The 13,862-nt window shown below is 55.7% G+C and carries 13 protein-coding genes; 3 read left to right on the top strand and 10 right to left on the bottom strand.

All coding sequences use genetic code 11. The annotated features are described in order from the left end of the window. Nucleotides 1-15 precede the first annotated feature (15 nt). The 3 genes from uppS to pyrH all read right to left on the bottom strand — a co-directional run bounded on the left by uppS (nt 16) and on the right by pyrH (nt 2,142). Nucleotides 16-699, bottom strand: coding sequence for a polyprenyl diphosphate synthase (gene uppS / locus GRI35_RS07885; RefSeq protein ID WP_160613657.1), 684 nt, complete (start codon nt 697-699; stop codon nt 16-18). 149 nt (nt 700-848) lie between these two features. After that, nucleotides 849-1,406: a ribosome recycling factor gene (frr, locus tag GRI35_RS07880; protein WP_160613656.1), complete on the bottom strand. Its 558-nt coding sequence runs from the start codon at nt 1,404-1,406 to the stop codon at nt 849-851. A gap of 1 nt (nt 1,407) precedes the next feature. Next, nucleotides 1,408-2,142 carry a UMP kinase gene (gene pyrH, locus GRI35_RS07875; RefSeq protein ID WP_160613655.1) on the bottom strand — a complete coding sequence of 245 codons (735 nt, stop codon included), beginning with the start codon at nt 2,140-2,142 and terminating at the stop codon, nt 1,408-1,410. Between the two features lie 92 nt (nt 2,143-2,234). Here pyrH and GRI35_RS07870 point away from each other — a divergent pair, with 92 nt between their 5' ends. Then, complete coding sequence (locus GRI35_RS07870; protein ID WP_328598429.1) at nt 2,235-3,089, top strand: metallophosphoesterase; 855 nt, start codon at nt 2,235-2,237, stop codon at nt 3,087-3,089. Between the two features lie 159 nt (nt 3,090-3,248). On the opposite strand, the gene GRI35_RS07865 is transcribed toward GRI35_RS07870, so the two are convergent. Then, nucleotides 3,249-3,776 (bottom strand): MarR family winged helix-turn-helix transcriptional regulator, encoded by a 528-nt coding sequence (locus GRI35_RS07865; protein WP_160613653.1) that lies wholly within the window; start codon nt 3,774-3,776, stop codon nt 3,249-3,251. Between the two features lie 227 nt (nt 3,777-4,003). Here GRI35_RS07865 and GRI35_RS07860 point away from each other — a divergent pair, with 227 nt between their 5' ends. After that, a complete protein-coding gene (locus GRI35_RS07860; protein ID WP_160613652.1) occupies nt 4,004-5,314 on the top strand; it encodes a serine hydrolase domain-containing protein in 1,311 nt (436 codons plus the stop codon). 520 nt (nt 5,315-5,834) lie between these two features. Here GRI35_RS07860 and tsf read toward each other — a convergent pair. Together tsf and rpsB are read right to left on the bottom strand one after the other, a co-directional pair. After that, nucleotides 5,835-6,773 (bottom strand): translation elongation factor Ts, encoded by a 939-nt coding sequence (tsf, locus tag GRI35_RS07855; RefSeq protein WP_160613651.1) that lies wholly within the window; start codon nt 6,771-6,773, stop codon nt 5,835-5,837. Between the two features lie 125 nt (nt 6,774-6,898). Further along, entirely contained in the window at nt 6,899-7,642 is a 744-nt protein-coding gene (gene rpsB, locus GRI35_RS07850) for a 30S ribosomal protein S2 (RefSeq protein ID WP_160613650.1), read from the bottom strand. 231 nt (nt 7,643-7,873) lie between these two features. Between rpsB and GRI35_RS07845 the strand changes: the two genes are divergently transcribed. Beyond that, on the top strand, nt 7,874-8,236 hold the full coding sequence (locus GRI35_RS07845) for a hypothetical protein (RefSeq protein ID WP_160613649.1): 363 nt from the start codon (nt 7,874-7,876) through the stop codon (nt 8,234-8,236). Here GRI35_RS07845 and pssA read toward each other — a convergent pair. The 4 genes from pssA to GRI35_RS07825 all read right to left on the bottom strand — a co-directional run bounded on the left by pssA (nt 8,202) and on the right by GRI35_RS07825 (nt 13,704). Beyond that, nucleotides 8,202-9,017, bottom strand: a complete 816-nt coding sequence (pssA, locus tag GRI35_RS07840) for a CDP-diacylglycerol--serine O-phosphatidyltransferase (RefSeq protein WP_160613648.1) — start codon at nt 9,015-9,017, stop codon at nt 8,202-8,204. The genes GRI35_RS07845 and pssA overlap by 35 nt on opposite strands. Then, nucleotides 9,014-9,766 (bottom strand): phosphatidylserine decarboxylase, encoded by a 753-nt coding sequence (locus tag GRI35_RS07835; RefSeq protein ID WP_160613647.1) that lies wholly within the window; start codon nt 9,764-9,766, stop codon nt 9,014-9,016. The genes pssA and GRI35_RS07835 overlap by 4 nt, the downstream gene beginning before the upstream one ends. A 51-nt stretch (nt 9,767-9,817) precedes the next feature. Beyond that, entirely contained in the window at nt 9,818-10,948 is a 1,131-nt protein-coding gene (locus GRI35_RS07830; protein ID WP_160613646.1) for a beta-ketoacyl-ACP synthase III, read from the bottom strand. Between the two features lie 119 nt (nt 10,949-11,067). Continuing rightward, nucleotides 11,068-13,704, bottom strand: coding sequence for a TonB-dependent receptor (locus GRI35_RS07825; protein ID WP_235900162.1), 2,637 nt, complete (start codon nt 13,702-13,704; stop codon nt 11,068-11,070). Between the last annotated feature and the right edge of the window lie 158 nt (nt 13,705-13,862).

Genomic DNA, 13,862 nt, shown 5'->3' with positions numbered 1-13,862 from the left:
GCGTTGGCTATGTGTTCACCGTCCGCCAAAGCGTCGCTCCCGGTCGGCGAAATCGTCGAGCGCTTGTTGCAAATGCTCGGGCGTGAAGTCCGGCCACAGCACATCGACAAACGCCATTTCGGCATAGGCGCATTGCCATAGCAGGAAATTCGACAGACGAACCTCTCCGCTGGTGCGGATCAGCAGGTCGAGCGGCGGCAGATCGGCGGTGTAGAGGTTTGCGGCAATGCTTTCCTCCGTCACTGCGCCCTGCTCTGCAGCCTTGGCCGCTGCTTGGACAATTTCCTGCTGCGATCCGTAATTGAGCGCGACCGCCAGAATGCGTGAGCCTTTGGAAGTCTGCTCCAAAGCATCCTCAAGCTGCGCGACAATATCAGGCTCCAGCGCCGTGTAATCACCAATGATTTTCAGCCGCACGTCATTGGCAATAAACTCGGGCAGATCGGATTTGATGAACTTGCGCAGCAGATTCATCAGATCGCCAACTTCGTCCTCGGGCCGCTTCCAGTTCTCCGAAGAAAACGCATAAAGCGTCAGGCAATCGATCCCCATCGGCTCGACATTGCGGACCAGCTTGCGCACCGCCTCGACACCTTGCCGGTGCCCCATCGCGCGCGGCAACATCCTGCGCTTCGCCCAGCGGCCATTGCCATCCATAATAATGGCGACGTGTTTGGCGGTGTTTTCAAACTGCGGCATGACTTATGAAAACCGTTCGCCGTGAGCTTGTCGAAGGGCTGCCCTTCCCTTGAATCCTATCTCCAGAAGAAAGTGCAATCCTTCAGAGTCGAAGACGGCGCGCAGCGCCACCGGCTCAGGATGACCGGATTGGGGAGCTTGCACCAGGATCACTGGGTCATGATTTCTTTTTCTTTGGCCTCGGCCGCAATGTCGCATTCGGCAACATATTTGTCGGTCAGTTTCTGGACCTCATCCTCGGACCGCTTGCGGTCGTCTTCGGAGATTTCCTTCTTCTTCTCGTCTTCCTTGAGCGCTTCCATACCGTCACGGCGCACATTACGGATCGCGATTTTCGCGTTCTCGGCATATTTGCCCGCGAGCTTGGCCAGATCCTTGCGGCGCTCCTCGGTCAGATCGGGCATCGGCAGGCGCAAAGTCTGCCCGTCGATCATCGGGTTGAGGCCCAGATTTGCGTGCGCAATGCCCTTCTCGACCGCTGCCATATTCGACTTGTCCCACACTTGCACCGTCAGCAGGCGCGGCTCCGGCGCAGAAACAGTCGCAACCTGGTTAAGCGGCATCATCGCGCCATAGACTTCGCACACCACAGGATCGAGCAATGTCGTATTCGCCCGGCCCGTACGCAAACCGCCCAGATCACTTTTCAGCGATTCTACCGCGCCATTCATGCGCCGCTCGATGTCGGCCTTGTCGTATTTTGCCATTTTAGGCTTCCTCTCTCACAACTGTCTGGACGGCGTTGCCATCGATCACTTTTGCTACATTGCCTTTCTCTCTAATCGAGAAGACGACAATGGGAATGCTGTTTTCGCGGCATAGCGCGACGGCGGTGGCATCCATCACTTTCAAATTGTCATTCAGCACGCGGCTATAGGTAATTTCGTCAAAGCGCTTGGCATCGGCGTTTTTCTTGGGATCGCTGTCATAGACACCATCAACGCTGGTCCCTTTGAGAAGCGCATCGCAGTTCATTTCTGCCGCGCGGAGTGCCGCGCCCGTATCGGTGGTGAAGAACGGGTTGCCCGTGCCCGCCGCGAAGATCACGATGCGACCCTTTTCAAGGTGACGCTCTGCCCGGCGGCGAATGTACGGCTCGCACACGGATGACATCGGAATAGCCGATTGGACCCGCGTAGGTACGCCCGCCTGCTCCAGAGCATTCTGCATCGCCAGCGCATTCATCACCGTTGCCAGCATCCCCATATAATCGCCCGTAGTCCGGTCGAGCCCGCGCGCAGCCCCCGCAACACCGCGGAAGATATTGCCCCCGCCAATGACCAGGCAGATTTCGAGGCCCGTATCCTTGGCCGCTTTCACTTCCTCGGCGAGCCGCGCGACATAGGCGGGATCGATCCCGTACTCCTGATCCCCCATCAACACCTCGCCCGAGAGTTTCAGCAGGACACGGTTGTATTTCGGCGTGGACGCAGGATCGGGCATAGGTCAGAAGAATCCGGATGATGTAAGGTCGCCGCTGTCCTTATACGCAGGCGCCGATGGGCGCAAAGGGCCAATGCAAAAAAGGAAGCTCTGTGGAGATCAGTACATTGCGACTAAGGAAGCGATTCTGGATCGGTATAATATTGCTGGCACTGATCATCGCTATTGGCGTCAAAGCCCACAGCGACACTATGGCAACGCCGGTGGTGCAACGGACCAGCGTTTCTTTGGCCAGCTATCCTGCAGATGCGGAGCCTGTAACCATCGCTCTGATTTCGGATGTCCACGTGGCCGGGCCAGACATGCCGCCAAGCAGGTTTGCGGAGATTGTCGAGCAGATCAACGCTCTGTCACCAGACTATGTCATGATCGCGGGCGATCTGGTGAGTGAAAAACGCAGCGCCACGCATATTTATACGGCAGAGGAAGTGACTGCTCCGCTCGAAGGCCTAAGTGGTGATGTTTTCAAAATTGCAGTTCCAGGCAATCACGATCATTGGTTCGGTGTAGATGGTATCAGAGCTGGGCTCGTCAAAGCGGGCTTCACGGTTCTGGAAAATGAGGCAGCACAATTCGGCCCGCTGGCTGTGGGCGGGATCGACGACGACTATACCAATCGCGCGGATTTGCCGAACACTTTGGCTGCGATGGGACCACTGTCCGGTGGCGGGATTATCCTTAGCCATAGCCCTGATCCTTTCCCCACCTTGCCGGAGAATTTCGGCCTGATGCTCGCCGGGCACACCCATTGCGGTCAAATACGCTATCCGTGGGGCGGCGCACCTGCGACCATGTCCGATTATGGCGAGCGCTACGCCTGCGGGCGCGTCGACGAGAATGGCAATAGTGTGATCGTCGGAGCGGGATTGGGGACGAGCTTGCTGCCCGTCAGGCTGTTTTCCAAGCCGGAGATTTGGCTCATAACAATTCGGTCACCAGACCCGTGAAGGTCCGCTTTCGACGTTGGTAAACTCTGGATTGTTGATCGATCATTGGGGTGGAAAGCGGAACGGCTGCTTTCGGTTTCTATGCGATAAGGTGAGGGCCTCTAACGAACAGCTCGACAGCGATTGGGCGAATCAATTGAATTCGAAATAGGGCCCTTTTTATAGTTCTTTTCCTTTTTTCAAAAATTGATCCGCACGCTCCGACAGAGACTTGGTGGCCAAGGCCTTTTCAAGCCGTTCTATCGCAGTGATCGCGTTTCCTGCGTCTGCATTCAAATCTGCAGCCGCTAAGTCTAACGCAGTAAATAACGGCCCAAGCTCGACGGCAAGAGTCCTCCCCTTGCTGGTCAAAGCCAAGACGGATCGTCTGCCGTCACTCTTGTCCGGAGTTGATGTCACGAGCCCAGCCGCTTCGAGCGACTTGCGCGTTACGCTCACGCTTACGTGTGAGATGCCGAGACGATCAGATATCTCGGTAACGCCCGGTGCTTCTCCGCTACGCAGGCAGTTAAATACGGGAAACCAGCGTTGTTCGAATTCCACGCCCATCTTCTGGTAGATCGATTTCGCATCACGATCGATCCGGTCGCTTAGGCGCCTGAGCCGTCCGCCCAGCGCGAAAGCGCCATAAATCGCGAGAGGATCTTGTGGAGTTTCATCCGCCCTCGCGGTGATTCTATTTGACATATCCGTAACCACCTACCTAATAATGCGTAACCAGTTACACAATGGCAGCGTGTCAGAGATTTGCAAGAGCGAGACTAAGGATGGATTTTTCGAAAACATCACGGCGCGATGCGCTTTCCTTGGCCGGCGGGCTGGCTTCAGCGCTAACAGTTGCAAGCTGCGCAGGCCATGGGAGCCAACGCAAGGGGCTAGTTCGTCACTCACAAGCGCTCGCTCGAACAAATGACTTGAGCGGAACTGTATTGCTTGCGCGCGGTGGGCATATCGAATTTGCTGAGAGCTATGGTTTGGCGAACAGGGAAAGCGGCGAGCGCAACACCATCGACACGAAATTCAATCTCGCATCGATACCAAAGATGTTTACAGCCACGTGTATCCTGCAACTGGTCGAGGCTGGCGCAATCTCGCTTGATGACACCTTGGGCATGCATCTGCCGGGTTATCCCAACCGGGACGCGGCTGAACGTGTGACGATTGCTCATATGCTGTTGCATAGGTCCGGCATCGGCAATTACTGGCAGGGTCTGGCAGAACTGGACGGCCCGCATCCTGAAAGCCACCGTGACTATTTGCCACTGTTCGCAAACATTCCACTCGAGCACGAACCAGGTAGTGCATTTTCCTACTCGAATGGCGGCTATGTCGTTCTTGGGCTGATCATCGAAGCAGTCACGGGAAAGAGCTATTTCGAGCATGTTCAGCAAGCGGTTTTCGACAGGGCAGGAATGGCGAACACCGGCAACTGGCGACAGGATGCCGACGTCTCCAACCGTGCAATCCCTTATATGCGATCTGAGGAGATACCGGGTGAATGGATTGATTGCAGTAGCCGATTGGAGCCACGAGGAAGCGCAGGCGGCGGTGCTTACTCAACCGCCGGCGATCTGCACCGTTATGCCACGGCGCTCATGCGCAATCGCTTGCTCGGCCCCAAGATGACGAGGGCGTTCCTGCAAGGTCGCTCGGAAACGCCGGTCGGACGCTATGGCTATGGGATCATCGAGCAGGGCCTTAACGGAACATGCCTACTTGGCCATTCGGGTGGCCACTATGGTGTTGCATGTGAGTTGATGATGTTTCCCGAGCTCGACACGACATTTGTCGTGCTCACGAACGGTGACGTGGATGCATATTGGGATACCGAAGCCTTCATGCATGAAATGATCGCCGGTCCCACGGATAAGACACGCAATTACCGTTTCACCCAGGACCTGGTTGACCTGACTGTCCGGAAAGGCCTCGAAGCTGGTGTCACAATGTGCCACGCAAACAATGACGGCCGGAAAGCGCGCGAAGGTGTGGTCGATCTTGCCGCATTCAAACATATTCATCGCGGCCAGAATGCTATCGGCATCAACCTGTTACAGCTCAATCGCGCGATTCATCCAAACTCAGACTATGCGATCTACCGGCTCGCTGATGGCTTGCGGGTAACGGGCCGAACCGCACCAGCCATTGACATGTATCGGACCTACCTCGAACGAGTGCCCGGCGATGCAGATGCCGAAGCCCGCATTGATGAACTAACAAAGAGCTGACCGAAATCTTTCCTTGGCGACGGCACAAGAGCCTCTAACAAGATAACACAGTTGCCTTTGTCCACCTGCGGGCAAAAGACCCCTCAGCGTAAATGTACGCAAAGAGGAAGTCTCGCATTGGTAGTGAAAGTCCGCAATTGGGTCGATGGCGGACATTCAGCTATTGAATCATTCGGCTCTACGCCAATTGTGACGGACCGCAGAAATGGGCCTATTTTCCTACATCACAATCACCTGCTAGCTTCGGATCCGGCTCTTTGAAAATTGAATTCAGCACCAACCGACCGGAAAATTGTGCTTTGATGTCTCACTCGGGCAAGTTTCGCTAATTTCGACGGGTCGACTCGGGCAGCAAATACAATTCGGCCGCCGAACCTAGAAGGTCCGACGGCCGTAATTATCCTGTCGTCATCCCCGCGAAAGCGGGGATCCAGGGCCTAACGCTCAGCACTCGCCATTCTGGATTGTCCTATGGACAGCTCCGCTTCCCCGCCTGCGCGGGAATGACGAGTTCAGCTTGTTACCCGCCAACAGCAGCAGCAACCTCTGCAGCGAAATCGCTTTCTTCTTTCTCGATGCCTTCGCCGAGTTGGAAGCGGACATAGTCCTTGAGAACGATTTCCTTGCCCGCGTCTTTGCCAGCTTTGGCAACAACGTCTGCAATCGAGGTTTTGTTGTCCATCACGAACAGCTGGCTGAGCAGCGCGTTTTCCTTGGCGAATTTCTTCACCGCGCCTTCGACCATCTTTTCTTGGACATTCTCAGGCTTTCCGCTTTCGGCAGCTTTCTCAGCCGCGATTGCACGCTCACGGTCGAGCATTTCTGCGTCGAGACCGTCGGCGTTCAGCGCTTGCGGGAATGCCGCTGCGATATGCATGGCGAGTTGCTTGCCCAGCGGAGCAAGAACATCTTCACCAGCTTCGCTTTCGAGAGCAACCAGAACGCCGATTTTGCCGAGGCCGTCAGCCGCGGCATTGTGAACGTAAGGAACGACAACGCCGTTTTCGACCGAAACGGTCTTCATGCGGCGAACTTGCTGGTTCTCACCGATAGTCGCGATGTTGTCGGTCAGTTTGTCGCCGACGGTGCCGCCACCGGGATAGGCCGCTGCTTTGAGAGCTTCGACATCATCACCATCCACGCCGAGCGCAGCAGTGGTGGTGTTGCGCACGAAGTCCTGAAACTGTTCGTTCTTCGCAACGAAGTCTGTTTCCGAGTTCACTTCAACGGCAACGCCTTTGGTTGCCCCAGAGTCATTGGCGACAGCAACGCCGACGAGGCCCTCTGCAGCCGTACGGCTCGACTTCTTCTGTGCGGTAGCGAGGCCTTTGGCGCGCAACGCGTCAACCGCGGCTTCGATATCGCCGCCAGCTTCGGTCAGCGCTTTCTTGGCGTCCATCATGCCCGCGCCGGTTTTCTCGCGCAGTGTTTTAACGTCAGCGACTGAAATTCCAGCCATTGCTTTGTCCTTTCAAAAATATGCGCCGCCGGAAACCACTCATCGAGTGGCCCAATCGGTGGGAGTTCCGGCGCGCTAGTTCGCGTCCATTACGTGAATGTGACGCTGATATTGTGGCTTAAGAGTTAGGCTTCAACCGGAGGCTCGGCCATTGCGCCAACATCGACACCCGAGTCAGCAACTTTGCCGCCCTTGCCCGATACGGCTGCTTCAGCAATCGCGTCGCAATACATGCGCACTGCGCGGCTTGCGTCGTCATTGGCCGGAACCGGGAATGCGATGCCCGACGGATCGACATTGGTGTCGAGCACGGCAACAACCGGAATACCCAGAACGTTGGCTTCTTTAATCGCCAGCTCTTCCTTGTTGGCGTCGATCACGAACATGACATCAGGGATGCCGTTCATGTCGCGAATACCGCCAAGCGAGAGTTCCAATTTGTCACGCTCACGCGTCAGCTGCAGAACTTCTTTCTTGGTCAGACCCGAAGTCTCGCCCGAAAGCTGCTCTTCGAGGTTCTTGAGGCGCTTGATCGACTGGCTGATAGTCTTCCAGTTGGTCAGCATTCCGCCGAGCCAACGGTGGTTGACGAAGTGCTGACCCGAAGCCCTGGCAGCTTCTGCGATCGGCTCTTGCGCCTGACGCTTGGTACCAACGAACAGAACCTTACCGCCCGAACGGACAGTCGATTCAACAAAGTCGAGCGCACGTGCGAACAAAGGCACAGTCTGCGACAAGTCAATAATGTGAACACCGTTACGCGCGCCGAAAATATACGGCTTCATGCGCGGGTTCCAGCGGTGGGTCTGGTGGCCGAAATGTGCGCCGGCCTCGATCAATTGCTGCATTGAGACGGTAGGTGCCGCCATAAGTAATTCCTTCCGGTTGTTCCTCTGGGAAGCTGGAACCGAGCGGAGATCCCGCAATGGCACCGGTATGTGTACTTCCCATGTGAATTTCCGCCTTTCCGAACGGCCGATGATTCGACCGTCGTCTATGCGGATGCGGCCCCCTAGCGGGGCGAAATCAGAAAATCCAGCCAGAAATCACAATTCGCCCCCTGCCGAGGTAAATTAGTGCTTGACCGATTGGAACATATAGTGAACATTCGGATTCAACGGACTAAATGTGAAACCAAATCCGTTGTCGAAGCGTACTCGGTTTATCCACAGCATGCCAACAGGCAGCTGTGCAAAAGATTAGGACACACAAGAATGCTCGCTTTTGCTTTGATTTCTCTATTTTCCATCACGGCGGCTGTCGTCGTTATATCTCTCAGTGACAGCTTCATTCGCGGCGTGCGCGCTTTCAAACAGTTGCGCCGCGCCGTGAAGCTGGAGAAACTGGAAGATGCCGGAATGGTGCAAGCTTCATCCGTGCGCCCAAACATGGTGATTACACGCCAGCGTGTTGAGCATTGCGGCTACCCTAGGTTTGTGCGTCCGCTGCGCGCTGCCGCCTGATCCTGCTGTAACGGACCAGTCCCCACGGCATGAGTGCCAGATAGCCGATCGATATGGTTGCAATTGTCCACCATGGCTCCAGCAACATCGCGGCAAAAAGTAGTCCGACAAAGGCAATCACTTCCAGACGAAACTGGCGTCGCGGCCTGAGCGAGGTCCAGCTAAGCGTTGCGATATTGGAAATCATCAAAAATGCGATCACGACCATCCATATGGCATTGACCCATGGCAGACGGAATTCTTCCAGTCCTGTCGCCATCCAAAGATAGAACGGCAGGAACGCCAGCCCGGCCCCCACTGGCGCGGGAATGCCCGTTAAAAAGCCTGCCGATTTATGCGGCTGCTCGTCGGTGTCGATCTGCGCATTGAACCGCGCGAGGCGCAATGCGCAGCAGATCGCGAATGCGAGCGAAGCGAACCAGCCCAATCGCGGGAGATCCTGCAGCGTCCACAGATAGAAAATGATCGCTGGTGCCATTCCGAAGGATAGCGAATCCGCAAGGCTGTCTAGTTCGGCCCCAAACCGCGACTGACCTTTGAGAAGCCGTGCAATCCGGCCGTCGATGCCATCGAGAACACCAGCGAGAATGATAGCAAACACGGCCAGAGACCAATTCCCTGAAATCGCAAATTTGATGCCGGTCAGTCCGGAGCATAGTGCGGCAGCTGTTATCGCGTTGGGGACAACGGTGCGCAGTGCAAGCCCCTTGTTAGACCGGCCGGTCTCAATGGGTTCATCCTCTGCCGATTTCGGGCCGATACGCGGGCGATCATCACTCATTGTGCAACACCTTCAATAAGGGTCTGTTGTCCTAATTCCGCCAGTACAGTTTCGCCTGCAATGGCCTTTTGCCCAAGCAGCACTTTGGAAGCAGTACCGGCAGGTAAATAGACGTCGACCCGGCTTCCGAAGCGGATCAGCCCGACACGCTGCCCGGTCGCGACAATATCGCCCGGTTTCACAAACGGAATAATCCGCCGCGCGACCAAACCCGCAATCTGGGTAAAGCCGATCAGCATCCCGTCTGTGCGCTCAATCAGAATATGCTGCCGCTCATTCTCTTCGCTCGCCTTGTCTAGGTCTGCGCTCATAAACTTGCCGGGCATATAAACGAGCCGCTTTACCAGGCCGCCAATCGGAGTCCGGTTAATGTGAACGTCGAACACGCTCATAAATATCGAGATGCGCGTTACAGATCCTGCGGGTAGGCCAACCTGCCCCGTCCCGTCATCGCCCACTAGCTCAGCCGGTGGCTCCACTGTGGCAATTTGAGTGACCAAGCCATCAGCGGGAGCGACAATAGCATTGTCATCTTGCGGCACGACCCTCTCCGGATCGCGAAAGAACGCGAAAATACCGCCCGCCAGAGCCAATAATGGCCAACCGATCAGTTCAAGATCGAAAAGGAATATTGTAACGAGTGCGATACCCGCTGCGGCGACGCCAAATTTGCGTCCCTCGGGATGAATCGATGGCCATTGCCAGCTCGCTTCACCGCGTCCCTGATTGTCGAGAATTTCACCTGCCATAGCGTTCATCTAGGCGGTTGCATCGCTGCGAACAAGCCGCCTTGCGAATGCTCAATTCACCTTACGCACAAACACTGTTCCGGCGGAGTACCCCGCACCGAAGCTGCAAATCAGGCCAGTATCGTTCGCTTTCAAATCCTTACTGTGCAGGTGAAATGCGATGATCGAACCGGCGCTAGAGGTATTGCCATACGTATCGAGCACGGTCGGGCTCTCATCGTCATTCGCTTCATGGCCCAGCACACGCTGCGCAATAAGCCGATTCATTCCGGTATTGGCCTGGTGCAGCCATAGACGCCGGATAGACTCGCGATCGACACCCAACCGGTCGGCCTCCTCGATGATCATGCTCGCGACCATCGGCACGACCTCTTTAAAGACCTTACGCCCTTCCTGTACGAACAGCTTGTCAGCCTTGCCCTCGCCTTCCGGGCTCGCACGATTGAGGAAGCCGAAATTGTTGCGGATATTGTTGGAGAATACAGTTTTGAGCTTGGTGCCCAGAATATCCCAATGCGCCGCCGGGGCAATCGCTGCATCTTCAACCAAAACAGCCGTCGCGACATCACCGAAAATGAAGTGACTGTCACGGTCCCGCCAGTTCAGATGCCCGCTGGTAATTTCGGGGCTGACCACCAACACCGATTTGGCATTGCCCGCGCGGATATAATCAGCAGCCGTTTGAATACCGAAAGTCGCCGAAGAACACGCGACATTCATGTCTAAACCGAAACCATCGATGCCCAGCGCCTGCTGGATTTCGATAGCCATCGCCGGATAACCGCGCTCCATATTCGATGCTGCGCACAGGACTGCGTCCACATCTTCGACATCGCGGCCAGCCGTCTCAAGCGCTTGCCTGGCTGCTTTCACGCCGATCTCCGCCATCATCGACAATTCGTCATTGCTGCGTTCAGGCCAGCGCGGTGCCATCGTGTCAATGTCGAGCACCGGCTCTTTCGCCATCACATGGCGGGCTTTGATACCACTGGCTTTTTCGATAAACTCGACCGAACTTGGTGCAAGCGCCTCCGCTTCGCCCGCCGCGATCGCATCGGCGTTGTCGGCGTTAAACTTGGCGACGTAAGCGTTGAAGCTATCGACCAGCTCTGCGTTGGAAATGCTCTGTACCGGTGTGAACAGGCCGGTGGAGGAAATGACGGGTTTATGCGTTGCTTTCATGCAGCCTAGCTAATGCCAGCCACCGCGCGGGGCAAGACTCTCGCCAATCACAACCGCGCAAAAAGAAAGGGCCGCCTGCACGAAGCAAGCGGCCCTTCCCGTATTTGTTAGCGGGAAGCTTAGAACTGCGAACGCAAGGTAATGCCGTAGCTACGCGGTTCCTGTGGGAACGCCGACCGCGAACCGGAGCGCAGCACAGTGTTGAACGTAACCCCGCGCGTGACTTGGTTCGTCAGGTTGGTTGCGAACGCTTCGATCGCCCAGCTATCATCCTGGGCACCGATGCCGGCGCGCAGGTTGATCTTGGTGTTGCTGTCCTGGACATCGAACGGAACAAGTACAGGGTTGGCAAGATCGGCCGGGTCAAACGCCTGGGTCGAGGTCCGGCGATCGTCTTCGAAACGAATTTGGCCCGTCAAGAAGAAGTCGAGATAACTACCCAGATCGCGCTCATAGGTTGCCCCCATGATGGCCACGATTTCCGGCGCATTGGTCAGCGAGTTACCGCATAGTGCAACAACATTGTTTGCCGTCTGTGTGCCAGCACAATCCTGCGGATAGCGAGCGCGCGTGTACGTCACACCGCTGTTGATCGTCAGATTGTCGCTAGGGCGGATAACAGTCTCTACCTCAAGACCAGTCGAGTTAGCCTTAGGAACGTTGAAGGTCTGGAACTGCGCCCCGGTGAATTCGAGAACCTGGAAGTTCTGGAATTCTTCACGGAAGGCCGCGATGTTCAGCGTAACAGCGCGATCAAGCAAGCGTGCTTTCAGACCGACCTCATATGCATCGACCGTTTCAGACAAGAATCTTGGATCCGCACCACCCGACGCAGCCGTCGAGTCGAGGTTGAAACCGCCCGATTTATAGCCGTGAGTAAAGCTGGCATATACATTCACCGGGGCGTCGAACGAATAGCTAAGCTTACCGGTATAGATAAGCTCGGAATCGTTGAAGTCGCCGCTGAATGGACGTGGGAGCGGGAACGGATTGGCGTCGGACCCGATTGCTGGTGCGGTAAACGCAAAGCAGCTCAAACCGAATGCCGTGGGAGCAAGCGCACCGACGGTCGCCGGAATACTTGCCGGAGCACCAGGAACTGCAGGGTTAGCTGTACCGACAGCTTGGCCGAGCCGATCAAGGCCATCCGGAGTCATGTTATTATTTGCATCCGCAAAGAAGCCCAAACATGTCGGATTATTCACTGCAGATTGCTGGTAACCGCCTGTCTTGCTCTCGTCGGAGTAACGCAATCCAACCGTAAGCGAGAGATGGTCGGTAATATCCAGTGTGTTATGAGTGAAGATCGACCAGCTTTCGCTATTCTGAGCGTAATTATTTGTTGCAGTCGTGCCTGCAGGATCCGCCCCTGTCAAAAACGTGAGGGGATTCGTTGGATCAGGGACCAGCGGAGAATTGAAAAATACGCCGAACGGAGGAGACAGCCCGGCCGTACCGCCAACGAACAATGCCCCCACGAGCTCACCGTAATCCTCTCCTAGAGAGAATGAAGTGGAAGCCGCAATATCTTCCTTCGAGTAATATCCGCCCACGAGCCAACTAAGCCTACCACCAAAAGCATCACCCTGAACGCGCAGCTCGTGCGTCATTGTGTCGATCTCTGTTATGCCGGCATCGACATTGAAAACGTCAAGGCCGGAAAAATCAGAATCATAGGCTTCGAATGAAGAGTACTCACGATAAGACCCGATATAAATCAGGTCCGCGCTGTCCCCGAGCGGCACTTCGATCTCACCTGTGACGCCCCAGTTGTCGGATCGTGTTGTCGGTTCGAAGTTGGCGGTTGCAATCCGGTTATTGATTGCCGCTTCCGCAGTCGGTTGGTCAAACGGATTTGTTGCGACCGTTGGTCCAGCCATACCCCCGCGTGCGCCCAAGCCAACTAGTCCAAACAACCCAGATGTTTCCAGACCGGACTTCAATACCTCAATTGCTGCACCAAATGGCGCCTTGCTTTCCGCATAATCGGCGATAATTCGGCCGCGGATGCCGCTATCAGTTTCCCAACCAATTTGCCCGCGAACAAGGAACTGATCGGAGCCATTGGATTCGCCGATTTCATTCCCTGCACCATCGACAATGGTGACATAACCGTCTCTCTGACGGTAAGCGCCAGTAACGCGCAGCGCCACTGTGTCCTGCACGATTGGCACGTTGACCGCACCTTGGACGCTAACCAAATCGCGGTTTCCATAAGTGCCATTTGCAAAGCCACCGAATTCTGACAAATCGGGGCGAACATTCGTGATGTTCAGCGCACCGGCAGATGTGTTGCGGCCAAACAAAGTACCTTGTGGTCCGCGGAGAACTTCGACGCGCTCCACGTCGACAAATTCTGAAAGCGCGATACCGGGACGTGATTGATACGCGCCGTCAATGAAAATACCCACGGCGCTTTCAAAACCGATATTATTCGATGTAGTACCAACACCGCGAATACGCAGGACAACCGAACCAGATGACGTCTGCGCGTTCGAAGTCGAGAAACTGGGCGAAACGCTGGTGATTTCCTGAACGTTGACAACGCCCTGGCGCTCAAGTTGGACCGGGCTGACCGCTGTGACAGCGATTGGAATGTCTTGGACGTCCTCTGCGCGGCGCGTTGCGGTGACAAGGATCACGTCCTCATCAACTGCACCGTCTTCCGCGCCATCGGTATTGTCCTGCGCTTGGGCAGTTCCTGCCATGCCAAAAGCGAGCGCAAATGCCGTCGAACTCAGTAGAGCTTTTTTCATCCTCTTCCCTTTTTATCGTGCGCCCTATTTTGAGCGCTTTCTCCAGCAGGGGTAGCACGTGTGCGTGTCTTACCCATGTAATAAAGCTGTAAAGCACATCGCCCCCGCGACACACAACGTTATAAGATCACTTTTTTGCGCAACTTTGCAATTGAGTG

It is taken from the genome of Pontixanthobacter aestiaquae (assembly GCF_009827455.1).
Taxonomy (GTDB): Bacteria; Pseudomonadota; Alphaproteobacteria; order Sphingomonadales; family Sphingomonadaceae; genus Pontixanthobacter; species Pontixanthobacter aestiaquae.
Note: the sequence above shows the minus strand (reverse complement) of the source record. Positions and strands in the feature narration are given on the sequence as shown.